Annotated in this window: 19 protein-coding genes; 6 read left to right on the forward strand and 13 right to left on the reverse strand. The window is 67.4% G+C overall.

What is annotated here, in order from left to right:
- Positions 1-317 precede the first annotated feature (317 nt).
- Genes KHZ24_05745 through KHZ24_05765 form a run of 5 tightly spaced genes read left to right on the forward strand, consistent with a single transcriptional unit; the run spans position 318 to position 5,558 of the window.
- Entirely contained in the window at positions 318-1,952 is a 1,635-nt protein-coding gene (locus KHZ24_05745) for an ABC transporter substrate-binding protein (GenBank protein ID MBS5450700.1), read from the forward strand.
- 29 nt (positions 1,953-1,981) lie between these two features.
- Positions 1,982-2,983 (forward strand): ABC transporter permease, encoded by a 1,002-nt coding sequence (locus KHZ24_05750; GenBank protein ID MBS5450701.1) that lies wholly within the window; start codon positions 1,982-1,984, stop codon positions 2,981-2,983.
- A complete protein-coding gene (locus KHZ24_05755) occupies positions 2,976-3,872 on the forward strand; it encodes an ABC transporter permease (GenBank protein MBS5450702.1) in 897 nt (298 codons plus the stop codon). The genes KHZ24_05750 and KHZ24_05755 overlap by 8 nt, the downstream gene beginning before the upstream one ends.
- Positions 3,873-3,918: 46 nt before the next feature.
- Complete coding sequence (locus KHZ24_05760; GenBank protein ID MBS5450703.1) at positions 3,919-4,938, forward strand: ABC transporter ATP-binding protein; 1,020 nt, start codon at positions 3,919-3,921, stop codon at positions 4,936-4,938.
- Positions 4,932-5,558 carry an ATP-binding cassette domain-containing protein gene (locus KHZ24_05765; GenBank protein MBS5450704.1) on the forward strand — a complete coding sequence of 209 codons (627 nt, stop codon included), beginning with the start codon at positions 4,932-4,934 and terminating at the stop codon, positions 5,556-5,558. The genes KHZ24_05760 and KHZ24_05765 overlap by 7 nt, the downstream gene beginning before the upstream one ends.
- Before the next feature lie 270 nt (positions 5,559-5,828).
- On the opposite strand, the gene KHZ24_05770 is transcribed toward KHZ24_05765, so the two are convergent.
- The gene (locus KHZ24_05770) at positions 5,829-6,467 is read right to left on the reverse strand and encodes an FMN-binding protein (GenBank protein MBS5450705.1); all 639 of its coding nucleotides are present in this window, start codon (positions 6,465-6,467) and stop codon (positions 5,829-5,831) included.
- 44 nt (positions 6,468-6,511) lie between these two features.
- Entirely contained in the window at positions 6,512-8,185 is a 1,674-nt protein-coding gene (locus KHZ24_05775; GenBank protein ID MBS5450706.1) for an FAD-binding protein, read from the reverse strand.
- A 452-nt stretch (positions 8,186-8,637) separates the two neighbouring features.
- Here KHZ24_05775 and KHZ24_05780 point away from each other — a divergent pair, with 452 nt between their 5' ends.
- Positions 8,638-10,146: a helix-turn-helix transcriptional regulator gene (locus tag KHZ24_05780; protein MBS5450707.1), complete on the forward strand. Its 1,509-nt coding sequence runs from the start codon at positions 8,638-8,640 to the stop codon at positions 10,144-10,146.
- 7 nt (positions 10,147-10,153) lie between these two features.
- Here the strand turns inward: KHZ24_05780 and KHZ24_05785 are convergent, their stop codons facing one another.
- The 11 genes from KHZ24_05785 to KHZ24_05835 form a co-directional block, all read right to left on the reverse strand.
- A complete protein-coding gene (locus KHZ24_05785) occupies positions 10,154-11,059 on the reverse strand; it encodes a hypothetical protein (GenBank protein MBS5450708.1) in 906 nt (301 codons plus the stop codon).
- A gap of 106 nt (positions 11,060-11,165) precedes the next feature.
- On the reverse strand, positions 11,166-12,122 hold the full coding sequence (locus tag KHZ24_05790; protein MBS5450709.1) for a hypothetical protein: 957 nt from the start codon (positions 12,120-12,122) through the stop codon (positions 11,166-11,168).
- A 19-nt stretch (positions 12,123-12,141) separates the two neighbouring features.
- A complete protein-coding gene (locus KHZ24_05795) occupies positions 12,142-14,181 on the reverse strand; it encodes an AAA family ATPase (GenBank protein ID MBS5450710.1) in 2,040 nt (679 codons plus the stop codon).
- Between the two features lie 216 nt (positions 14,182-14,397).
- Entirely contained in the window at positions 14,398-15,513 is a 1,116-nt protein-coding gene (locus KHZ24_05800) for a 4Fe-4S binding protein (protein ID MBS5450711.1), read from the reverse strand.
- Positions 15,510-16,172 (reverse strand): 4Fe-4S dicluster domain-containing protein, encoded by a 663-nt coding sequence (locus KHZ24_05805; GenBank protein MBS5450712.1) that lies wholly within the window; start codon positions 16,170-16,172, stop codon positions 15,510-15,512. Before KHZ24_05805 ends, KHZ24_05800 begins: the two co-directional genes overlap by 4 nt.
- A 22-nt stretch (positions 16,173-16,194) precedes the next feature.
- The gene (locus tag KHZ24_05810; protein ID MBS5450713.1) at positions 16,195-16,929 is read right to left on the reverse strand and encodes a molecular chaperone TorD family protein; all 735 of its coding nucleotides are present in this window, start codon (positions 16,927-16,929) and stop codon (positions 16,195-16,197) included.
- A gap of 13 nt (positions 16,930-16,942) precedes the next feature.
- Entirely contained in the window at positions 16,943-17,809 is an 867-nt protein-coding gene (locus KHZ24_05815; GenBank protein MBS5450714.1) for a hypothetical protein, read from the reverse strand.
- Between the two features lie 144 nt (positions 17,810-17,953).
- Positions 17,954-19,207, reverse strand: a complete 1,254-nt coding sequence (locus KHZ24_05820) for a 4Fe-4S binding protein (protein MBS5450715.1) — start codon at positions 19,205-19,207, stop codon at positions 17,954-17,956.
- Between the two features lie 214 nt (positions 19,208-19,421).
- A complete protein-coding gene (gene nrfD, locus KHZ24_05825) occupies positions 19,422-20,324 on the reverse strand; it encodes a polysulfide reductase NrfD (protein ID MBS5450716.1) in 903 nt (300 codons plus the stop codon).
- 3 nt (positions 20,325-20,327) lie between these two features.
- Positions 20,328-21,047, reverse strand: coding sequence for a 4Fe-4S dicluster domain-containing protein (locus tag KHZ24_05830; GenBank protein MBS5450717.1), 720 nt, complete (start codon positions 21,045-21,047; stop codon positions 20,328-20,330).
- 3 nt (positions 21,048-21,050) lie between these two features.
- Positions 21,051-24,122 carry a molybdopterin-dependent oxidoreductase gene (locus KHZ24_05835; protein MBS5450718.1) on the reverse strand — a complete coding sequence of 1,024 codons (3,072 nt, stop codon included), beginning with the start codon at positions 24,120-24,122 and terminating at the stop codon, positions 21,051-21,053.
- Between the last annotated feature and the right edge of the window lie 792 nt (positions 24,123-24,914).

The raw sequence follows: 24,914 nt of genomic DNA on the forward strand, positions 1-24,914 counted from the left end.
CGACCCCCAGGTTCGCAGTGCTCCGTCGAGTGTGGGCTGACTCGGGTCTCTTCACGAGTGCTTGAGGGTTTTCGCTGACAAAACCGCAGGTTACTTGAGGGTTTTGTTAACGCTTGCAGACAAAGAGAAGTGCGTCAGCCCGCATTCGATACACTTCCCGGCCCGGGATACGCCACGCAGGCAAAGAGGGCACGCGACTTGAGTGGAATTCTCCCCACGTGTGCATACGAATTCAAGAAGTGTGTTACTCTGAGTCCATGAGGTGATACGAGTTTCCCGTTCGTATCACGCATCCGCTCGTGAGAGGAGCACGTCCCATGTCCCAGCCCACCTCCACATCGCTCTCCCGCCGGGGCTTCCTCGGCGCGGCCGTCCTCGCCGGCGTCGCCCTCGCAGGCCGCACGCCACGCGCGTCCCGCGCCGCCGAGACGGCCCCCGACACCCCTTCGCAAGTCATCGTATCCATGACGCCCGCCTCCGAGCCAGCCGCCGGCTTTGACCCGCTCATCGCGTGGGGCTGCGGCGAGCACGTCCACGAGCCGCTTATCCAGTCGACGCTCATCACGACCGACACGCACCTCGAGTTCAAAAACGACCTCGCCACGTCTTACGAGTGCGCCGAAGACGGCCTCACCTGGACGTTCACGATCCGCGACGACGTGAAGTTCACCGACGGGGAGCCGCTCACGGCCAAGGACGTCGCGTTCACGATCAACGGCATCATCAACAACGACGCCTCCGAGGCAGACCTGTCCATGGTCGACAGCGCCGAGGCCACCGATGACGTGACGTGCGTCCTGCACCTCAACAAGCCGTTCAACGCCCTGCTCTACACGCTGGCCGTCGTGGGCATCGTGCCGGAGCACGCCTACGACGCCGCCACGTACGGCGCCAACCCCATCGGCTCGGGTCGCTACATGCTCGAACAGTGGGACAAGGGCCAGCAGGTCATCTTCAAGGCCAACCCCGACTACTACGGAGAGGCCCCCAAGATGCAGCGCCTTGTCGCCGTGTTCATGGAGGAGGACGCCTCCCTGGCGGGCGCGCAGTCAGGCCAGATCGATGTCGCATACACGTCCGCCGTGCTCGCCGGCGCCAAGCCTGCCGGCTATGACCTGCTTGCCTGCAGCTCCGTCGACTCGCGCGGCATCTCCCTGCCGACGATCCCTGCCGGTGCGACGCGTTCCGAGGGCGGCGTCGACTACGCGGCCGGCAATAACGTCACGTGCGACCTCGCCGTGCGCCAGGCTATCAACTACGGCGTCGACCGCCAGAAGCTCATCGACAACGTGCTCAACGGCTACGGCACGCTGGCATACAGCGTCGGCGACGGCCTGCCCTGGTCCTCTGAGGACATGCGCTGCGAGACCGACGTCGAGAAGGCCAAGAAGCTGCTCGACGACGCCGGATGGGCCATGGGCTCCGACGGCATCCGTGCCAAGAACGGTACGCGCGCCTCGGTGAACCTGTACTATACGGCCGGCGACTCCGCGCGCCAGGGCATCGCCGCCGAGTTTGCCAACCAGATGCGCGAGCTGGGCATCGAGGTCGTCATCATCGGCGCGAGCTGGGACGACATCTACGCGCACCAGTACAGCGACCCCGTGGAGTGGGGCTGGGGATCCAACGCCCCCATCGAACTGTACGAGCTCAACTATTCGACGGGCTGGGGCAACTACAGCAGCTACGAGAGCGCCACGGTCGACGCCTACCTCGACGAGGCGCTCGCGCAGACGCACATCGAGGACTCGTACGAGTTCTGGAAGAAGGCCCAGTGGGACGGCTCGGAAGGCGTGGCGCCGCAGGGAGCCGCGACGTGGGTGTGGTTCACGAACATCGACCACCTGTATTTCGCGCGCGAGGGGCTGAACGTCGCCGAGCAGAAGCCGCACCCCCACGGCCACGGCTGGTCGCTTGTCAACAACGTCGACCAGTGGAGCTGGCAGGCGTAAGGATTCGACGGCATCTCTAAGGACGTCCCATGGCACGCTTCATCCTGCACAACGTCATCAAGGTCGCGCTGCTCGTGCTCGCCGTGAGCTTCGTCGTGTTCGCACTCGTCAGCCTCTCCCCCATCGACCCCGTCCAGGCCAACGTCGGCCAAGCGGCGCTCGTCGGTATGAGCGAAGAGAAGCGAGCTGCACTGCAGGCATACTGGGGTAGCGACGAGCCCCTCTTGCAGCGCTACGGCTCGTGGCTGTGGGCGTTTCTCCACGGCGACCTTGGCACGTCGCTGCGCTACAACGCGCCGGTCATCACTGTCATCGGCGAGAAGGCGCTCAACTCAGCGCTGCTCATGGGATGCGCGTGGGTCATCTCCGGCGCCCTGGGCTTTGTCCTGGGCGTCGGAGCGGCCCTCCATCGGGGCCGGGCGTTCGACAAGTTCGTAAAGGGCTACTGCTTCGTGCTCGCCTCGACGCCGGCGTTCTGGCTCGCACTCGTCCTGCTCATCGTGTTTGCCGTGTGGCTCGGCTGGTTCCCGCTGGGCTTCTCCGTGCCCATCGGCGTCAGCGCCTCCGAGGTCACGCTGGCAGACACGCTGCACCACATGGTGCTCCCTGCGGCAACGCTCTCACTCGTCGGCGTCGCCAACATCGCGCTGCACACACGCGAGAAGGCCATCGACGCACTCGAGAGCGACTACGCACGGTTCGCCAGGTCGCGGGGGCTGACGGACGCCCAGCTCATGAGGCGCCACGGCCTGCGCAACATCGCGCTGCCGGCCCTGACGCTCCAGTTCGCGTCCATCTCGGAGATATTCGGCGGCTCCGTCCTCGTCGAGCAGGTGTTCTCTTATCCCGGCCTGGGCCAGGCTGCCGTGACGGCGGGGCTGGGCGGAGACGCCGCGCTGCTTGCAGGCATCGCCGTGTTCTCGGCCATCATCGTGTTCGGCGGCAACCTCATCGCAAACGTGCTGTACGGTGTCGTCGATCCGCGCATCCGCCGCGGCGACCAGACGGAGGGGGTACAGGCCCATGCCTAGCGATTCCACGCGCGCCGTACGCCCCAGCGAGGTGCTCGCCCTGCCCGTTTTGCACGCCCCCCGGCGCCGGCACCTCTCGAACCGTCGGCTCACGGCTATCACGTTTGCGCTCGCCATGGTCGCGCTTGCCGCCGTCGTCATCGGTGGCCTGCTCGCGAGCGACGCTGCCACGGCTACGGACTTCTCCGCCAAGAACATCGCCCCCTGCCTTGCGCACCCGTTCGGCACCGATCAGATGGGGCGCGACATGTTTCTGCGCACGCTGGCGGGCCTGTCGACGAGCGTGCTCGTGGGCCTGCTCGCAGCTGGCGTCTCGTCCGTCATCGCACTGCTGCTCGGCGCCGCGGCAGCGCTGGGCGGACGCAAGGCCGACGCCGTCGTAACGTGGCTCATCGACCTCGTCATGGGCGTGCCCCACATCATCCTGCTCATCCTCATCTCGTTTGCGCTCGGCAAGGGGTTCTGGGGCGTGACGGTCGGCGTGGCGCTCACGCACTGGACGAGCCTGACACGCGTCGTCCGCGCGGAGATCCTGCAGTACCGCCAGTCCACGTTCGTCGCGGCCGCGCGCAAGCTCGGCGCGAGCCGCGTCCAGCTGGCGCTGCGCCACATGCTGCCCTACGTGCTCCCCCAGTACCTCGTCGGCCTCATCCTGCTGTTCCCGCACGCCATCCTGCACGAGGCCTCGCTGACGTTCCTCGGATTCGGCCTGCCGCCCGAGCAGCCGGCCATCGGCATCATCCTCAGCGAGTCCATGACGTACCTGTCGGCCGGCATGTGGTGGCTCGCCGTGTTCCCCGGCTTGGCGCTCATCGGCACGGTCCTGCTCTTTGACGTCGCCGGGTCCAGCCTGCGTCGCCTCGTCGACCCGCACAGCGCCCAGGAATAGGAGGCTCGGCGACATGGACACGGCACAGGGACGCGACTCCGAACAGATGGCGGGAACGCTCACCGACCCAATAGCGCGCGCCCACGAGGCGACGTCGCACGCAGGACAGGCCGAGCACCACCACCATTCGCATGCGCGCGACTCGCACCACCCCGGCGGGCATCACCTGCTGCAGGTCGAACATCTCAGCGTGGGCTTTCGCATGTACGAAGAAGGCGCGGGAACTTCACAGCCGGACGGCAGCTCGGACGCGCGTGGCTTTCTCGGCGCTCGGCAGCGCGAGATACAGGTCATCTCCGACCTGTCCATCTCCGTGCACGCCGGCGAGATCATCGCGGTTGTGGGCGCATCGGGCTCGGGCAAGACGCTGCTGGCTGACGCCATCATGGGGTTGTTCGAGCCCAACGCCATCGTGGCCGGGCGCATCTGGTTCGACGGCGCCGAGCAGGACGCCGCCGGCCTGCGGGCGCTGCGCGGCAACGGTATCTCGCTCGTGCCGCAGAGCGTCGCCAACCTCGACCCACTCATGAAGGTGGGCAAGCAGGTGGAGGGTTTCGCCGGCGGGCATCAGGGGCGCGGGCGACTCTCGAAAGCGGAGCGGCAGCGTCGGCGCCGCGAGCTGTTCGCGCGCTACGGCCTGGGAGAGGACGTCGCAGAGCTCTACCCGTTCGAACTGTCGGGCGGCATGGCACGCCGCGTTCTGCTGTGCTGCGCGCTCATGGACGACCCCCGGCTCATCATCGCCGACGAGCCGACGCCGGGCCTCGACCTCGATCTCGCGCTGGCAGCACTGGCGGACTTCCGGGCGTTTGCCGACGCGGGCGGTGGCGTCATGCTCATCACGCACGACATCGAGCTCGCCCTGCGCGTCGCCGACCGCGTGGCCGTGTTTCGCGACGGCACCGTCATCGAGGAGACGGACGTCGCCAGCTTCGCATCGCCCGACACGCTGCGCCACCCGTTCACGCGCGCCCTGTGGCACGCCCTGCCCGAGCACGACTTCGAGGCGGGAACATCCCCGGTAGACGAGCAGCCTGCATCCCAGAACGGAGGCCTCCCATGCTAGAGGCGCGCAACGTCACGTTCGGCTACCCGGGACGAGAGCCTCTCTACCGCGACTTCTCGCTGCGCGTAGCATCCGACGAGCGCGTCGCCCTGAGCGCGCCCTCGGGCTTTGGCAAGACGACGCTGTGCCAGATGCTCGCCGGCTATCTGCGGCCGAGCTCGGGTGAGATCCTCGTAGACGGCGCCCCGCTGCCCAAGCGAGGCATCTGCCCCGTGCAGATGATCTGGCAGCACCCCGAGCACGCCATCGACCCGCGTATGCGCATGCGCGCGACGCTTGCCGAGGCGGGCGTCGAGCTCGATGCGGCGGGCAACGCGGCGGACGAGCGCCATCAACGCCTGCTCGACGAGCTCGGCATCCAGACAAAGTGGCTCGCGCGCTACCCACACGAGCTGTCCGGCGGCGAGCTGCAACGCTTCTGCATCGCCCGCGCGCTGGCCGTGGGCCCGCGCTATCTCATCGCCGACGAGATCTCGACGATGCTCGACGCCGTGACGCAGGCGCAGATCTGGCACGTCCTGCTCGAGGAGTCGCGCGCAGAGGGCATCGGCATCGTACTTGTCTCGCACTCCCCCGCCCTCACCGCCCGCGTCGCCACACGCACTCTTACGCTCGAGTAGACCCTCCGGTTGGGATACCCCGCTCCCCTGGCGTCGAGTGTGGGCTGACTCCGCTCTCTTTGTCATCCGGAACAGACGAAACCCTCAAGTAACCTGCCGTTTTATGGGCGAAAACCCTCAAGCTCCCACTGCGAGATCCGAGTCAGCCCGCATTCGACGCGGGGGGGGTTGCCGTCCAGGCCTGAGCGCGCCCACAGCACGAAAGAGCCCCGCGGTCGCACTCGGCCGCGGGGCTCTCGCTTGCACGTCTAGCGTCCTAGAAAGCAAACCTTACTTGGACGCCTTGTCAGCCTTCGCGCTGGCGGCGGCTTCCTTCTCGGCCTTCTCCGCCTGCTCGGCCTCGTAGGCCTCCAGGTAGGCCGCGCCGCTCGCCTTGTCGATGGCCATGTTGGCCGCCGCCAGGATGGCGTTGCACGTCACGGTCGCGCCGGTGATGCCGTCGATACCGTCCGTCGTGCCGGCCTCCTTGATCTGCTGCACGAGGATGGGGCCCGCCGCGGCGCCGATGCCGCTCGTCTCCGCCAGGCGCGTCGTCTTGAAGTCGACCATCTTGCCGGCCTCGAACGTGGCCTCGACGTCGACGCGCCCGCCGATGCCGCGCGCCGTGCCCGAGAACACGCCGTCGTTGTAGCCGCCCTCGGCCGCCTTGAGCGCCATGTCGGCCGCCTGCAGGATGGCGTTGCTCGTGACCGTGGAGCCGTTGATGGCGTCCACGCCCTCCGTGCCGCCCGCAGCCAGGATGTTCTGGGCCACGATGGGGCCCGCCGCGGCGCCGATGCCGCTCGTCTCGGAGAGACGGGTCAGCTGGAAGTCGATCATCTGGCCACCGTCAAAGATGGCCTGGACGTTCACCTTGCCGCCGATGCCGCGGGCGGTGCCGGTATACAGTCCGTCAACATACGTTGCCAATGCAATCCGCTCCTCTCTGCGCTCTGCTCAGTCCGCCGCCGGGCTTACGCCTGGGGCTCGAGGGCAGCGGCGTCCAGGGCGGCGATGCGGCCGGTCGTCAGAGCCTCGCAGATGTTGCCGATGACGTAGGCGAAGCCGTTGAGCGAGCCGAACTCACCGCAGTTGTAGAGGCGCGGGATGACCTCGCCCTTCGCGTTCAGGCTGCGGTTCTTGCCGTCGTGCCAAGGGCCGCCCTGCGTGTTGATCGAGGAGCAGCACATCTCGATGGCGTAGTACGGGCCCTCCTCGGACAGTGCCTGCAGCGAGTCGGCGGAGCGGCCGAAGTCAGCGTCCTTGCCCTTCTTGCACATGTCGTTGTAGCTCTTGAACGTCGCGGCGAGACCCTCGGCGTCGCAGGTCTCGAGCTCCTCGGCGGAGTTGTAGCCCTGCATCTTGGCAGCGAGCTCCTCGAGCGTGTCGGCCTTCACGAGCCAGCCCTGCTCGATAGCGTAGTTGTTCCAGTCCTCCGTGGGCTGCAGGCCCTGGACGGCGCAGTACGTGTCGAGCAGGCCCCAGTAGCCCGTGCCCTGGTACAGCGGCACCTTGTCGAACATGTTCTGGTCGAGCACCATCCAGAACGGCAGGTTGGGGTACTCGTCGGCCTTGGGGTAGTTGCCCTTGTTGTGCGTCCAGTCCGTGAGCGGCGTCTTGCCGATGTTGTGGTTCATCGTCGTCTGCTCGTTCATGAAGCGCTTGCCGTACTTGTTCACCCAGAAGTAGCTCAGCGTGTAGGGGTCATAGCCCTTCTCCGGCATGGAGACAGCGCAGCCGACCTCCTCGGAAGGCAGGCGGTAGGCGCAGGCCGACCACTCGCAGCCCTCGAGGTGCCAGATCGCGGCGCCGGCCTCGGAGCAGATATCGATGCCGTCGCCCGTGTTGTACGGCGTGCCCCAGCACTGCTGGAAGATGCCGGCGTGGTTGTACCAGGCCTGCTTGACCTTGCTGTTCTCGAAGCCGCCCGTGCACATGATGACGCCGTGGTTGGCCTTGATCGTCTTCGTCGTCGCACCGCCGTCGGTGCTGTAGCGCACGCCGAGGATCTCCTTCGTCAGCGGGTCCTGCACCAGGCCGGTGATGGGGCTGCCAACGCGCACGTCAGCGCCCTTGTCCTTGGCGATCTTGGACAGCGCCGCAAAGAACTCGTTGCCGGCACCCGGCTTGCCCTCCGGGTTCATGTAGAACATGATGGCCGAATCGGTGGCGTGGCGATCGGTGCCCGCACGAGTGCCCTCGAAGAACGTAAAGCCCAGGTCCTCCGTCAGCCAGGGGTACATGTCGTTGCACATGTAGTCGATGCACTCGTCGATGCACTCGGGGTTTGGCACGCAGTAGAACGACATACGCTTCGCCTTGGTCTTGAACTCGTCGATGTCGCAGCGGAACGTGTCGTGCATGTTGCCCGTGGAGCAGCCGAAGTTGCCGCCGTCCTCGATGGGGCTCTTCTCGAGGACGATCGTCTTCATGCCCTGCTCGCAGGACGTGATGGCAGCCGTGACGCCCGCGGCGCCGTAGCCGGCGACGACGATGTCGCACTCCTCGTCCCAGGCAGGCACCCAGGGCTTGCTGGCGTCGGGGCCGGCCTCGACGGCCTTTGCGGTAGCGACGCCCAGAGCGGCGGCACCGGCGGCAGCGGCCGCACCCGTGGCGATGAAGTTCCTGCGCGTCAGTTCAGTTGCCATTGCCAAACCATCCTTTTCCTTGTCGTGGGCGCCTGTCGTCTCACGCTCTCGCACCGCCCGCTTATATATGCGCCCTGCGTCCGGGGGGATCGCGGGGCACGGCGCAGGTGGCGCGGGGGCGAGAGACGATGCTCGCGGGTCGTGTGGGCCCGGGGCGAGGCGCGTCCCTTGCAACGACACCGAACTTTACGGATTGGCGGGCCACAGCGCGTCCGCTGGGGCGTTGAATTGCACGAAATGGCTCATCTCACCTGAGAAGTTGAGATATCTACCTGCGGTTTTGATGATGTCGGGAAAATCAAGCCCCGGAGTCAACTCATGCGTTGTTGAGCTTGCATGCGACACGCTATGATAGAGATGAGCCCGTTGTTGAGACGGTAGTGAGGCTAGTTGAAAAGCGAGCACCCGAATGGGGTTGCGCGCAACACCGCAAGAAGAGGGGACGTCCAACCGTGAAACTCGACGCGCTCTTGCGCGACACGCGCGATCTCCTCACTTCGAAGAGCGGTCGCTGGCTCGCGCTGTTCTCCGTCTCCATCGGCATCTCGCTCACGTGGACGTACGTTCCGCTATTCCTCGCACCTCTCGACATTGGTATGGGACGAACGCTGTTCGATAGCCCGGCCATCATCGTGGCCTACTTCATCGTCTGCGCGTTGACGTTCGTAGCGCATGCGCTCGTAGCCTCGCGCGAGCAGAAGTCATCCGAGGGCGACGGGAAGAGCCCCCTGCGCGCCATCTTCTCGAGCTTCGGCCTGCCGCACGCAATCATCGGTGTCATCGGCGGCGTCCTACTCGCCGTCAACTCACAGCTGCACGGCTTCTGGCCCACGCTCGTCGTCGGCAGCATCGGGGCGGCGTCTGCTGCCTTCTCGAACGCCTGCGCCGTCGTAAGCGCATCGCGTCTGCTCAAGCGGCTCTCCCCCGCTCGAGCCATCGTCGCCTGCACAGGAGCGTTCATCGTCACTGCCACCATCACCATCGTGGCAGGCTTCCTCACCGAGCTCTGGGTCGCCGCGCTCGTCGCGCTCGCCCCGCTCGTGACGCTGGCGCTCGGTAGGGCAAGCGACAGCCGCATCCCGTTCTCCGACCTGTCGAAGGGCAGCGAGAAGAACCTGACGCTCGTGCCGTTTCGCCCCGAGGACGCCGGGCGCTACGGGGCCATCACGCTCGGCCTGTTCCTGATGGGGGGTTGGCTGCTCAACAACGCAGGGCAGTACGACCACCTGCCTCAGAGCATGCCGCTGTGGGTCGCCGTGATCCAGAGCGTCGTCGTCCTCGCCATATTCGTGCTTGCGACGGCGCTGCTGCAGTCCACGACAAAGGCGCTGGGCTACGACCTCATCTGTCGCGTCTGCGTGCCCATCATCGCGCTGTCCATCCTGCTGGAGTTCCTGCCTGAGAACAACATGGGCATCCTGGACGACATCGCCGTGTCGCTCACGTTCGTGGCGCTGCTCGTCAGCGAGCTCATGGTGTGGGTCATCGACGTGTGTGCCATGCGCGAGCGCGGGGCGGCCGGTGAGCGGTCGTTTGCCATCATGCGCGCGATGATGTGCGCGGGTATCATCGCGGCAACGGCCATCGTGCATGGCGTGAAATGGACGCCGCTCGACAAGCCCAAGGTCGCCATGACCATCGGCTTTCTCATGCTCATCGTAACGATCGTGTGCCTGCCAGCAGCAGGCGCCAAGGTGCTGCCGATGACAGGTGCGCAGCCGGCGCCGCTGCGCGGGCTGTCAGGTGAGAAGCGCGAGCGGTGGAGCGAGGTCATCGTGAAGCACGGCCTGACCGCGCGCGAGGCAGAGGTGTTCATCCTTCTGATGGACGACCTCGACCCGGCGGACATCGCCAGCGAGCTGGGCGTGTCGGGCGCGACGGTGCACACGCATGTGCAGCACGTGTACGGCAAGTTCGCCGTGCACTCGCGCAAAGAGCTCGAGCGCGCCGCCAGGGCGTAGGATCCAGCTAGCGCGTGGCCTCGGAAGCGTCAGCGCCCATGCCCAGCAGGCCAGACAGGGCCCCGCGCAGGCCGGCGCGGTGCTCGGGCCGCACGAGGTAGTAGAGATAGGACTCAAGCGTCACAGCGGAGTTCACCCCACGGCCCACGAGCTTGAAATACTCAATCCCATAGCGGCGATTCAGCTCGTACACGCCGTCGTTCGTCAGAATGGTCGGGCTGCTCGGGGCCTCGCGCCAGAAGTCGTGACCCGCAAGGTTGCAGCGACGGAACTCCGTGATCGTCCCGTTCAGCTGGTCCCTGCTGTTGTGCAGGTAATGCTCCGTGCGGTGCGGGCAGCCCGGGTTGCACAGCTCGTTTGCCATGACCTCGAGCTTCTCGGGATGCTCGATCTGCGCCAAGAACGCCCAGTCCTTGTTCTTGTTGTAGTTAAGCACCACGTACTCGAAGCGCCCAAGCGCCTCGTTGAGCTCGCCTGCGTCCAGGATCTCGCGTGTCGTCGACAGCACGCGCACGCAGGGGACGCCCGCCTGTTCCCAGCGGCGCCGCACGTAAGCGTCGACGACGTCTGAATACACGATGAGCTCGGCCTTGTGCGCCAGCGCCACGTCGAGCATCTCGTTGACGTAGGGATCCGCCAGCTCGTTCTCCCCCGCCAGCATATTCGTGAGCGTGAGACGTGCCTTGACGCCGAACTCGTCGAGCGCGGAAAACGTCGCGTCCATCTGCTCGGGCGTATAGCGCTGCCGGATGTAGGCCCGTCCACCGTTGAGCTTGCAGTCGGGGAAGCAGCCATATACGCTGGAGACGCAGACATCCGGCAGGAAGAACTGCGGAGACTCGCGCATGAGGCTGAGAAACACCAGGTTGCGCTTCAGGCCGAGCGTGAAGTCGGGCAGCGTGAACCGGATCACGGCAGGCACCTCCATGCGAGAGGACGGGAACGAGCGGGAGCCTTGCAAGGACGGCGCACCTGCCCCAGGCATGGGCCTCAGGCAGGCGCGCCCGTGAGGAGCAAGCTTACGCCGTCGGGGCCTTTGCCGTCGAGAGCAGCCACTCCTGTGCCTTGCCGCGCCGCGAGACCTCGCAGAGCTGGGGCAGCTGGCCGCTCTGCAGCATGGCGTCGAGCGCGACGCGTTCATAGCCCGCCGCCACCTGACCGGCCACCGCGAGCAGGTCGGACTCCTCCACCATGACGCCGAGGTGAGCGGCCAGCGCGTCGAGAGCCATGCCGCGACGCAGCGACGTACGCGCCGCCTCGGTCATCTGCGCCTTGAAGGCGTCCATCGAGAAGTCGGGTGCGGCGACGTACGTCTCCCAACTCGTCCCCTCGCGCTCGACATTCTCTGCGAAGCGGTTGGCCATCTCGTTGCGCAGCAGGTCAACGTAACCGGCGGGAGGTTCGGCTGTCAGGCGCGTCGCCAGGGCGTCGGCGCAGCGGTCGAGCAGCTCGGCGGCCTGGGCGTCGCGCTGCTTCTCGTCTGCGGGCACGGCCACCTCGACCGGCTCGTACGACGTCAGCTCGGCTCGGGGGCGCAGCAGGCAGCGCGTTTGGAACGTGAACTCCTCACCCTCGACAGGCAAATCGAGCCCCACGTGCTGAGGCGCGAGGAACGGGAGCACCTGCGTGCGCATGACGGCGAGAGCAAACAGCGGTTGGCGCACCATGAGGCCGAGCTGTCGGGCGAAAGCCTCGTCGCCCATCTTGGCGCGGGCATCGGCTGCGGCGCCGGCCTGCGTCGGGTCGATGCCCATGCCCCGCACGAGAGCCGTCGTCGCGCTCTTGAGCGTCGAGGCGGCGAGCTCTGCGGGGACGTGGACCGTGAACAGTGCCGAGCCGTCCTGCTCGCTCGCCAGGTCGACGGCGACGCTGTCGGGGCCGGGGGCCCACGAAAGACGGGCGACGTCGCCGGCCGCAGGCACGGGACGCTCGGGCGAGGCGTTGATAAGGCGCTTCAGGTCAGTGGCAAGAGCCATGGTGGATGCCTCCTGGATCCTAGAGGGTCAGCTTGGCGAGAGACTCGCCGCGCAGGTATGAGACGCACACGCTCGGCGCGAGATCGCAGACGCGCTTGCCGTCGCGCAGGCGGACGCGCTCTGTCTTGAGGCGAAGCTTCTCGGACTCTACGATGCCCGCGTGCGCGAACGTGGAGCATACCAACGCGCGCGTCGGCTTGCCACTGACGAGATACAGCTCGTCGACGAGGCGGCGATGCAGGCGGGCCTGCTCGTCGGCGTGCGCCTCGGTGAGATCGAAGTAGGCGTGCGAGGGAATGAGACCGTTCACCATGCCGGCGAACACGAGAGCAGCCGGAGACTGGCCAGCAAGCGCCGCCGTACGCGCGACGCGGACGCAGGCGGGTGCAAAGCCGGGAGCGCGCAGCTCCCGCTCGGCGCGGGCGAACAGGGTGGAGGCGTCCTCGTCAGCAGCAACGCCGCCGAGCAGCGCACGCACGGGAGCCTCAACGGAAGCGATCGCCTCGGGGGCGGCATCTGGGCCGGCAACGCCGGCGGCCAGCGCTCCGAGCAGCTGCTCGCCACGCAGGCCATCGACGGCGTCCAGGAACGCGCGACCGGCACGGTAGCGCTCGGCGATACGCTCGGCACCGACGACGGGGGTCGCCCCCGCGCCGCGCTCGATTCCGCACGCCAACGCCTCGAGCTCGGCAACGAGGCCGCGACCGTTCGCCTCCGCGCGAGCATACAGCTCGTTCATGCCAGCCGAGCACGCAAGGTAGTCGCCAAAGCCGCACCAGCAGCGCCACGCCAGAGCGCCTGCGGGATCGGCGGCGAGCTGGAGCGCCACGTAGAGCTGTGCGCCCTCGCTCCTGTCAAGCTCGCGGATGTCGCCGCCGACGCGCTGGCGCTCGTACAGGGCGCTCGTCGCGACGCCCGCCGCCTCCAGCGTCCCCGCCATGCGACGCACCCAAGCGTCGCTCGGTGCTGCCACAAAGACGTCCTCGGGAGAAACCCCTGCCTCGAGAAGTCCCCGTACCTGCTCGACCACGGAGGCCGGCTCGTCACCAAGCGTTGGGCTCTCTACGACACGCAGCTCGCCCGTCTCGTCGCAAGCGCACGCCTTCGGGGCAACGGGAGTCTCAAGGCACTCCTGGCGCAGCACGTTGCTCGTGACCTCGAACAGGGCACGGGCGCAGTGGCTCTCTCCCAGCTCGAGCACGCTGGCATCGGAGCGGGCAGCGTGCAGATCGGCCAGCCCCTCGGCATACCCATAGGGCTCCTCGCCGGCAAGCGACGCGTTGGGATCCCACGTCAGGACGAGCTCGTCGGTTGCCAGCAGCGCCGCCAGCGCCTGGCTCGCGCGGCTCATCGCACGGGCGTCATCGACAAATACGCAGCTCATGCGCGCTGCGGCGAGCGCCGAGGCGTTCCCCAGCAGGTAGCGCACGCACGCGGCGGAGACCTCGGCGGGGTGCAGGGCCTCGAGCAGCGCGAGGCGGCCCTTGGCGAAGTCGTTGATAGCGACCTCTTCGCCGGTGATGAGCCAGCCGGGCTCGTCGTCGCGCATCTCCGACCAGCCGCGCTGCAGGAACTTGAGCAGCTCGCGCAGGCGGCGATGCTTCTGACCCGTCACGCGCATGTCCTCGAGGAAGAATGTGTTCTCGACGTCGCTCAGGACATGGGCGCTGCGACCGGTTGCCTCGCGGGCCTGCGGCGTAGCGAGGACGTCGAGCGCGAGCTGCAGCGGCGTCGTGACGCGCACGGCCGCAGCGACGGCTCCGCAGGCGGCAGTGAGGCGGGCAGCCAGCTCGTCGGCCGCCGTGCGGCGCGGTGCGAGCACGAGCACCTCGGCGGGCTCGACGCCCGCCTCCAGAGCGGTACGGACGCCCTCAACGAGCTCGTGCGTCTTGCCGGTGCCGACCGGGCCGCTGATGACGCGCACGGCAGCCGGGGTGGCATAGGCACGCTCGATGGCCGTGGGCAGGCCGGCCGCGGAAACCTGGCTCTCGGCGGGCGCAACTGCGCCGGTCGCGCCGACAGGCAGTGCCGCCTCCACGTTCTCGGTCACATCGCTCATCGAAACTCCCCCTCAATAATGGCCGGCCCGCCGGGTGCCCCGGCTGGTAGCGGCAGACAGATTTCTTCGTAAGCGCAGCACCCGACAATGCATGGCGCCGCGTGCATCCAAGGCCCCGGGCAGAGGAGCGACCCTCCCCATTGTGCCCATTTCGCCGGGTCGCCCCTCGGCCCGAGACCTTGGTTTTGCGCCGTGCGTCCGCCCCAGCGGGCAAGGCTACTCGGCAATAGGCGCCTGTGGCGTCGCGGCGCCTTTTGAGTTCTTCCGCGCCAGCAGCGGCATGCTCACGGCATGGGCCGGGCAGGCCTCGACACACTTGTGGCAGCGAACGCATTCGTTGAGCTGCTCCGATCCCAGCTCGAGATGGCGCAGGTCGATGCCCTCGCCACATGCCCTTGCACACGCGCCGCACGTCTTGCCCTTCGCCGTCTCGATGCACTTCGCGTCGTCGATGACAGGGCGCGCCGTGCGGTTCGCCCGTGCGATGAGGCTCATGAGCGCGCCGACCGGGCAGATGCGATGGCACCACTTGCGGAACAGCACGACCTCGGCGATGAGCATCAGCGGCACGACGAGCAGCGCGATGCTGACGTCGCCCATGCCAAACGCGCGGATGACGAGCAGGATCGTCGCGAACGTCAGGCCGATCGGGCAGATGAGGCAAAACACCGGAAAGCCGAAGGCCAGCGCAGAGACGAGCGCCCCGCCCAGCACGACGTGCCGGCTGTCGAGGCTTCCGCGCAGCTCGCGTACCTTAGCCGCGCACCCGCCGCGCATCTGGCGCTTGATGGCGCGCCTCTCGACCGCAGACAGGCCGGTGGCCTTCTGCGCGCCGCCGTCCGTCTCGCACGCAGCCGTCGCACTCGCGCCGGACGCCTTTGCCGCGTCGGCCCTCTTTCGCGCTGGCTTTTTGGCGAACAGCTCGCGCAGGCGGCCGACAGCCGGCACCGGGCACACCCAGCCGCAGAACGCACGGCCGACCAGCAGGATGATCACGACGGCGATAGCGATCGAAATGAGCGCCCGGGGCACGAGCAGCTTCGACGCGAGCATCGTCGTGATGGCGCCCAGCGGGCACAGAGCCGTCAGCTCGCCCCAGCCCAGGCCGCTCAGCGTGCCGATGCCCCACGTCGTGACGAAGCCAACGGCCACGACTCCCATGACGATCCACGGCAGCCAGCTGCGCAGCGTCTGCACGCCGCTCGCCTTCTTCTTGCGACGTCGCCCGCCCGCGGCCTTCTTGGAGGCTGTCCTGGTCGTCGACCTATCCTCAGCTGCAGGTACCTCGATGCCAGCCGGCACCCGCCCATCTCTCTCGCGCTCCTCGCTCACGACCGCTCACCTCCCCGGCTCAGGTCGGTCCCGGCGTCGGCTCGCACGTCAACGTAGATGGCGCGGCGTTCGAAGCCGCTGCGCGACGCGCCTGACTTGTGACTGATGCACACGCTCTCGCACGCGCCGCAGCCATTGCACCTGTCCTCGATGACGTAGGGCTGAGCGTTCTCGTCGAGCTCGAGCGCCTCGTAGGGGCACGCGTCCACGCAGATGCGGCAGCGCGTCGCCCGAAAAGCCAGGCACTGCTCCTCGGTGATGCGCGCCAGTCCAATGAACGTATTGCGTGCCGTAGCCCCATCGTCGAGCTTCAGCGCGCCGGTCGGGCAGACCTGCACGCACAGCGGACGGCCGCCGTTCTCCTCGTCGCAGAACGTGCAGTAGTCGCGGTCGAAGTCCATGACCGGGCTGCGCATGCCCACAAGGCCGTCCTCGATGTGTGCCGGCGCGATGACGCGGTGCGGGCAGATCTCGTAGCACTTCTCACAGCGGATGCACGCCGACAGCACGCGCTCCTCGTCCTGGCCGCCCGGTGGTCGCACGACCGGCTTGGCCCCAGCCACCTTGGCGCCGCCCAGGGCGAGCAGGGCGACGGCTCCGCCAACGCCCCAGCACAGGTCGCGCCTCGTGATGAGCGGTCGCCCGTTCTCGCTGGCCATCTCGCCCTCCCCTCCCGGCGCCCTACTGCGCGTCCGTCGGCTCCTCCTCGCCGAGCACAGACGCGAGCAGCTCGTGGTCGCTCTCAAGCAGGCCATCGGCATAGGAGGCAAGGCCCTTGTAGAAGTCGGTCCTCGCAAACACGCGCATGTCAGCCGTCATCATGCCGCTCCACGCGTAGAGGTGGTCGTTCATGAAGTTGCGCTGGACGCGCAGCAGACGAGCAGCCTCGTCCTCGTTGCCGGCGCGCAGGGCCTCGGCGGTGCGGGTGGCGAGCGTCGCCATGAACGCCGTCTCGGCGCCGATGTGGTCTTCGCTCTCCTTCCAGTCCTTGGCCTTGTCCATGCCCTCGCTGCGATAGATGGCGAGCACCTCGTCGCGCGCCTCCTGCATCATGAGGCGCTTGGGGCTCGTGTACACCGACTCGTACGGGTAGGCGGCCGAGAAGGCGTCCATGCCCGAGCCGATGAAGCAGTGCACATAATCGATGGCAAGCTCGCGCAGCGTGTCCTCCCACACGTTGCTCAGATAGCCCGCGATGAGGCGGTTGCCCTCGTCGGAGTGGTCGTTGCCCGTCTTGGCTGGGAAGCGCATGGCACGCATTTCGTCGAGCAGCTCCTGGTCGACCTCCTTGTAGAACAGGCGGCTCAGGAAGGCATACGCGCTTGCGCGCCTCTCGTTGACCTGCGCAAACTCATCGAGCGTCAAGGTCTCGTTGGCGGCGGGGGCCTGCGTGGTGGCGGCAGTGTTCGTGGTCATCGTCATCGTCTCCCTAGTTTGCCTGGTCCTCGACGCCGGACAGCTCGAGCTCTTCCATCACGGAGAGGCCGAGCTCCGTCGTGCGCCACGTGCCGTCCCAGCTCAGCGCCTCGCACTCGCCAAGCACGTTGAAGAAGTGGGCGGCGAACATGCGGGGCTTTTGCACGAGCGGGTCATGGTCGACGAGCTCGCCGAGCTCCTTGGCCGTCCTGCCGTCACCGTCGGCGCAAGCGCGCAGGACGCGCAGATAGATGGGCTTGTAGTGGGCTTCGGTGTCCAGCTTGGCGCGCAGACGCTCCACAGGCTGGTCGGAGGCGACCATCGCGGCGCCCGCCTCGGTGCGCACCCAGCGCACGACGGGAGGCTCAGAGGCCTGCAGATACTCGACGCCGTCCTCGCCGACGACCGTCGCCGGCTCGGAGGCCTGCTCCTGGTGGCGCTCCAAAGCCCCGGAGCGCTCGAGCAGCGAGCACAGGGCCGGCGCGTCATAGACGGAGCTGTCGCGGCGCTGCAGATCGTCGACGAGCGCGGTCAGCACGGCAGGGTCCTGCGGCTCATCGCAGGCGCGCAAGATGGCGAGCAGCACGCGGCGGCGCGACTTCATGCGCGCGAACAGCTCCTCCGTGCGCACGAGGGCCGGCCTCTCGTCCACGACGACTTCGGGCGCGTGATCCTCGTCGGGGTCACCCAGATACGGCAGGAAGTCCTCCTCGGCCTCGACGGCGGCGCGACGGGAGGCCTCCTCCTGGCTCTCGCCTGCCTCGGCGGCCGCGGCGTCGAATGCGGGGTCCTGCGCAGCCAGCGGATCGTACTCCGCTTCGAGCACGAGGTCGTCGGACGGGTCGTAGGCGTTGGGATCGATAGTGTTCGGGGTGCTCATGGAGACACGCTCCTTCACGATTGGCAGATAGGTGGGGAGGGGCCGCGCCGAGGCAGGCGATGTCAGGAGAGCAGGCAAAACGCCCGTCTCGGCGCGACCCTGGGAGGGAGTCGAATAACAAGCTCGCGGTGGGACAACCGCCCGCTACGCGAAGTTGACGTACTGGGAGGCGGAGAGCAGGTTGCGCATGCGCTTCACGACGGCATCGGGCCGGCCGGGCTCTATGTCGCGCGGGCGCATCTCGAAGCGCTCCGTATGGCCGCTCGACAGGTCGGAGGGGTACACCTCGTCGACGATCGTGATGGCCCGCTCGGGACAGACGTCCTCGCAGCAGTGGCACTTGACGCACTTGCCCGGCTCATGCTCGACGCCGAACGTCGCCGTGCGCCGGTCGTCGAACTTGCGCAAGGCGCCCGTGGGACAGAACACGGCGCACAGACGGCAGGAGCCGCAGCGCTCCGTGTCGATGAACACGCTCGCCCACAGGCGCGTGGCGACGGGCTCCTCGGCCGGCTCGCCGATGCCGGCGAGGGCCTCGAGCAGACGTCCGCGGCGCGTGGGAACGTGATGGGGCAGCGTGCCGTCGCGGCCGACCTTCAGGACGGCCGACGCGGGGACGGGCTTCTCTGCAGAGGCGTCGGCAGCCTGCGAGGCCTCGTCGGCGGCGGGCTCGCGCTCAGCCATCGCGGCGCGCACGCCCAGCTCGGCGGCGCGCGCCCTCCTCATGACGCCGGCGCGTCGCGGGTCGAACACGCCCGCACCGCACGCGTCTTCAGCGAGCAGGGCGTCGGCAGGCAGCTCCTCGGCGAAGCTCACCGGAAGCTCGCGTCCCCACGTCCGCAGCAGGGCATCGGCGCTCGCGACAACCTCGTCGCACACCTCGCGGCCGCGTGCGTGCTCGCAGGCATCGCAGCCGGCACCCACGAGCGTCACGCCCGCGACGCCTGCGGCGGCGAGCCCGGCAAGCAGGCTCTCGTCGACGCGCCCGAGGCAGGTCACGCACGCGACGCGATCGGGATCGTATCGATCGGACACGTCGACGAGCGTGCGGGCGCACGCGATCGTCGCACGGCCCTCGTTGGCCTGCGCGGCGGCGACGCAGCCGGCCAGCAGCTCGTCGTCGGTGGGATCGGTGGACTCGATGGCGCACGTGGGGCACACGGTCGCGCACGTGCCGCACGCAATGCAGCGCGAGGCGTCGACGGCCAGGCAGCCGCCATCGAACGAGATGGCACCCGACGTGCAGGCATCGGCGCACAGGCGGCACGTCGTGTGGCGGTTGCGCACCTCGACGCAGCGGCCCTGGTGCACGGTGATGCCGGGGCCCGTCAGCGCCTCGAGAACGCCGAGGCTCGTGCGTACACGCGGTGCGGCCGTCTCGATAGCAGGGACAGTCATGGAAGAACATCCTCTCCTTGGGCACGGGAGCAGGCGCCAGAGCGGCTCTCAACAAGCCGCTCTCCTCTCGCCTGCGGCGAAAGCCCCTGGTGAGACGCGGTGACACTCGGCTCGGGGGCGCCTTGCGCACCTCCGCCTCACCAGGGGCTTTCGCGGCCGTCGGACGCAATGGGGTTACGCCCGACGGCCTTGAAAACCTTCGTACCGCACGCGCCTAGCCGAATAGGCGCGTGACCGAACTCGTGAACATGAACTGATCCATCGCATAGGCCAGCCCCACGAGCACACACAGCGCGGCGGCGCCGCACAGCACGCCCGTCAGGACACCGGAGCGCTTGCGCGTCAGCAACGCGACGACAAGCGGGATGACGATGCCCACGGCCACGACAACAACCCAGAACAGCGGGTCGCCCATGGCGCCCGAGGCCGCGCTCGCGGCAGCCTGGCTGCCCGTGGCCTGCGTGGGGTGGGCCGACTCGAAACCGTACGTCGACGTCGTGATCGACACAGCCTTGCGAACCATCGTGGGCGCAACCAGGGAGAACGCAACCGTGGCAACGCCGGACGCAAGGCCGCACGCGACGGTGGCGACGCCGAGACCGCCCGCGGCCGCCTCCCTTTCGCGCACCGCCAGCAACGCTCGGCACGCCAGCGTGCCGACGAGCGCCGCCGAGCCGGCGACGAGGGCGACGGCCAGGGCCGTCTTGGCCGCGATCCCCGAGGTCGCCACGTCGCCGGCCGCAACGGCGTACACGCCGAACAGCGACGCGAGCACGCCCAGCGCGGCAACGGGGAGCGGAACCTCGCCCTCCTCCTCGGCGCGACGCAGCGCAACGAGGTAGACGAGCGAGACGACGATGAGCGCCAGGATGGCGATGAACGTCTGGGCGACAGGCGAGGCGGGGTGGCCGAACACGTTGAACACGCGGTCGAGGCGTCCGACGCGCAGGCAGGCGAACACGGCGGCGAGCACCGCGAACACCAGCGCGAGCAGCGCGCCGGGCGTCTGGATCCGCGCGCCACGGCCCCCCAAGGCGAGCACGCCTTGCACCCCGAGGGTGCCGCAGGCGATAACGCTGCACAGGGTGTACGCGATGAGGGGCCATGACGCGGTCATGATCTACTCCTTGTCGGCCGGGGCGGCGGAGTTGCTGCCGGCCTTGCCGGTGCTCTGGCTCATGTCCTGAACGTGGTCGCCCTCGTTGCCGTACCACTTGTGGCCGCGCAGGATGTAGAGCATCTGCGGGCCGTTGCCGGCGTCAGGCAGGCGATAGACGTCGTCCTCGGTAAAGGGCTCGATGAAGTCCATCATGTGGCGACGCTCGCCCGTCTTCTCGCCGTCGGTCTCGTGAGCACCGACGAACGACTCATAGCCCTCGTCCAGGTCACCGAACCAGCGGGCGTTGCCGCCGCACTGGGAGACGCACTGCGGGACCATGTTGGCGTCCTCGCTGAGCGCCTGCTGGCACATCGTGCACTTCTCGGCAACGGACGTCTCCTCGTTGAGATAGCGCACGCTGTAGGGGCAGGCGTCCAGGCAGGCGCCGCAGCCGATGCACGTCTCCTTGTCGACCTGCACCGTGCCGTCGACGTCCTTGAACGACGCGCCGGTGGGGCACACGCTGACGCAGGGGGCGTCGGCGCAGTGCTGGCAGGTCAGCGGCAGGAAGTACATGTACACGTCGGGGTAGTCCGCACCCTCGAACTCGGGGTTCGGCCCCACGCGCATGACGCGGTTCCAGAACTTGCCGATCGGTACGTCGTTGAGGCCCTTGCAGGCGACGCTGCAGGCCAGGCAGCCCACGCAGCGGTTCAGGTCAGTGATGATCGAGTACTGCATTGCTTACTCCCTCCCCTCATAGGTGGGCAGCCACGCCTTCAGGCGCGGGTCGCTCGCATCGTGGATGATCTCGTTGCCCTTGCTGTCGCACGGGCAGGGGTTGCCAAACGGGCTGTTCTCCGGCGTGGCCTTGTAGATCTTGACCGCGTAGGCACGCAGGTTGGACGTGCCGGAGATCGGGTCCTGGGCGTTGCGGTCGATGAGGCAGTTGACCTGCGACAGCTGGAAGCCGTGGCCCGACTCCTGAATTTCGGGGTACCACCACGTGTGCTCGCAGTTGATCGTGTTCTGGTCGACGCCGTAGTACAGGTCGGCAACCTCGCGGATCTTGCCCTCGGGCGTCTCGATCCAGACCCAGTCACCCTGCTCGATGCCGTACTTGGCAGCGGTGATGGGGTTGATCTCGACGCGGGGGACGGGCCACAGCTCGCGGCACCACGGCAGCTGACGATGCGCGGAGTGGAAGTACACCGGGATGCGGCGGCCGGTCGTGCACTGCAGCGGGTACTCCTTCGTGCGCTCCGGGTCGGCGACGGGGCCGTGCGGCGGCTCCTCCCAATAGGGCAGGATCTGCTCGGGGCGATCGGGCATGAACGACTCCATGACCGTGGACCAGATCTCCTGCTTCATCGTCGGCGTGAAGAAGCCGGGCTTCCAGTCGGCGATGCCGGGGCCAGCGGTGTAGTCGAGACGCGCCCAGAGCTTGTCACGGCCACGGAAGCCACCGGTCTGGTAGCGGCGGTACGTGCCCCACATCTCGGGCTCGATCTCCTTGGCCTGCCACCAGCCGTGCTCCTGGAAGTCGTGCACGTAGTCGTTCCAGGACTCGTACTTCGGCGTGATGTCGGCGAGGAGCTTGCCCTTCTGCTCGACGGTCGCGACGCCGTTCTCGACGTGCCAGTACTGCTTGACGTACTCGTCGTCGGAGAGCAGCTTGATGGAGTCGGTGAGCTGCCAGTTGATGTCCGGCCACTCGTTGCCCTCTTCGTTGTTCCAGGGCACGCCCATCTTCTTGTACATCATCATGACGATCTCGGGGTCGTACTTGGCCTCGGCAGGCGGCTCGACGCACTTGACCGTCGCGCCCATGGCGCCGGCCGAACCCTGCGACGCGCGCGGCGAGGAGAGCTCGATCCAGTGAGCGACGGGCAGGATGATGTCGGCGGCGTCCGTGGAGGGCGTGTGCCACAGGTTCAGGTCGACGTAGAAGTCGAGCGAGTTCAGGGCGTCCCAGGCGTACGTGGAGTTGCAGGCGCACATGAAGTTGCCCGACTCGTTCCACAGGGCGCGCACCGGGTAGGGCTCGCCGGTCAGCATGGCCGTGAACGTGACGTTCATGTCGGCCCAGTTGCCCCACCAGCCCAGCAGCGGGAACTGCTCGCGGCCGAGCTGCTTCTCGTTGACCTCGGGGGCCGGCTGAGAGGCGCCGGGGACCCAGGCCGAGAAGCCCTGCAGGTCGCCGTCGATCGGGACGATCGTCGTGGAACGGTTGCCGCCAGGGGTGTCGATGTTGCCGGTGATGCCGGTGATGTTGTCCAGGATGCGGCTGTTCTGCACGGCGTTGCACGCGTGCTCGATGGCGAGCATGTACTGGATGCCACCGTTGCCGTAGCCCGTGGACGGGTCGATGCGCGTGGCGTAGGCCGTCGCGGCGCCGATGATCTCCTCGGCAGGGATGCCGGTGATCTCGGCGGCCTTCTCGGGCTCGTACTCCGCCGCGCGCTCGCGGTAGTACTCCCAGACCGGGCGCACCTTGTGCTTCTTGCCGTCCTTGAGCTCGATCTCGAACTCGCCGTAGAGATCGGGGTCGATGCCCGGGTCGAACGGCATCAGATCCGGCACGTGGCCCTGGATGTAGCCCTTGAGGCAGTTGGCCTGGTTGGCCTCCTTGCCCTCGCGCGCCTTCATGGAGTCGTAGTTCTCGCCCTCCCAGAAGCCGCCCGTGTTGTCGATGACGGCCTCCTGGTCAGCGTTGAACCAGGTGAACTCGCCATACTGGTGCTCGATGCCCTCAGCAGCCAGCTTCTCCCAGTTCGCGTCGTGGACGAGGAACTTGTAGGGGCTGCCGCCCTCGACGACGTCGGACTCCTTGAGCAGGCGCGTCTTGAGGTCGTAGTACGAGCCGTCGTTCTTCTGCACCGGGAAGCCGCTCGGCTCGATGTCCTCGCACACGAGGAACGGGGCGTTCGTCCACTTCTTCGTGTACAGATCGTCGTAGAGCTTGTTCTCGATGATGACGTTCGTCCAGGACAGGGCCAGGGCGCCGTCGGTGCCGGTGCGCAGGTGCTGCCAGTAGTCGGCCTCCTTGCCCATGTTGGCCATGCGCGGGTCGACGGAGATGTGCACGTCGGCACGCGTGGCGACGTCGACGGTCGTGCGGCAGGAGTCGTCGTAGTTCGACAGCTCCGAGGCGCCGCCCCACTGCACGTACACCTTCGGGCGGGCGATAGTCTCCATCCAGCTCATGGAGAACGTCGACACCATCTCGGTAGCGAAGTGGCGCGGGCCCTTGCAGATCTGCCAGGCCTCGAGGTTATTCGGCGTGTTGAACAGGATCTTCAGGCACGACTCGGAGTGCATGCACCAGATGCGCGACGTGCCGACCTCCAGCGCGATGGCCTCGCCGCCGTACTTGTCGATGACCTCCTGCATCTTCGTGGCCACGGTATCCATGGCCTCGTCCCAGCTGATGCGCACCCAGCCCGGGTCGTTGTCACCCTTGGGGTTCGTGCGCTTCATCGGGTAGTGCAGGCGATCGGGGTGGTAGGCGGCCTGGATGGAGGCCTGCGACTTCGTGCAGCAGTTGCCCATCGACTGGTAGGCGCCCTCATCGCCCTCCACGCGGATGGCGCGACCGTCCTTGACGATCACTTTCACGCCGCATTCCATCTTGCCGCAGCCGCGGCAGCAGGTCTTCACCGCAAGGGTGTCAGTCCCCATGATGGTGCACGCGGTGTCGGCCTTGACAGCCTCCTCCAACGCCTGCGCAGCGTTCGAAGACGCAAACGCGACGGTGGCGGCGGTGACCGCAGCGGCCTTGACGAAGTCGCGGCGCGTGAGGTTCAGTGCTCCCATTCCCTCTCCTCTCTTCTTTGCTCCTCGGATCCCTCTCCTGATTGCGTACGTGCCTGCGGGGTAGCGCGTCGCGTGCCGGACGAAAGTGCCAGGCCCGTGCATACGCACAGACACGCACCGCATGACGCCAATCATTGTGCCGAGGAGAGGTGGCGGGCACATCGCGTGGAGTTATGACTTTGGGAGCAAGGCGCGAGCACGCATCATAATTCTTATGACATTGACGTCATTTCTGCTGGTAGATGGCGTTTTATGAAGCGCAACGTTGCCGAGAAATCGCCAAGTTCTCTGCGTCACCCTGAGGCCCGGGGGTCATTTCAGAGTCAAACTCGGAGCCTGCGTCGGAGTGCCGCAGACCCCATCTCATATGCTGCATCTGAGGGATAGCCCCAAGAGCGTGAGGGCGAAGCGCACGAGAAAAGGTATCCTGTGAAAGTCTCGGGCGGCCTGGTACGGCGGCATATCCGCGCCGCGCTCCGCCCTAGACAGGGGGCGTCGAATCAGACGCGGGGAGATATGGGGGCAGAAATGGGTGCTTTGGGCGAGCGCGATGCGCTGGCGACGCGGGAGGGCGAGCGCGGCTCGTTTGCACCGCTGCGCGTCGTCGGATATCTGCTCTACTACGCCTGGCTGCTCTCGGCGTTCTACAACGACTTCCTCTACCGGGCGACGCCCGACTTTCGCAGCGCCCTCTACATCAACACGCTGCTCTCGCTCATCGTGCTCGCGTGCACGATCCTCATATTCCCGCTGATCGAGCGGCGTGCCGACAAGTGGGTGCTCTCCCGGCGC

The organism is Coriobacteriia bacterium (genome assembly GCA_018368455.1).
In the GTDB taxonomy this organism is placed as follows: domain Bacteria; phylum Actinomycetota; class Coriobacteriia; order Coriobacteriales; family UMGS124; genus JAGZEG01.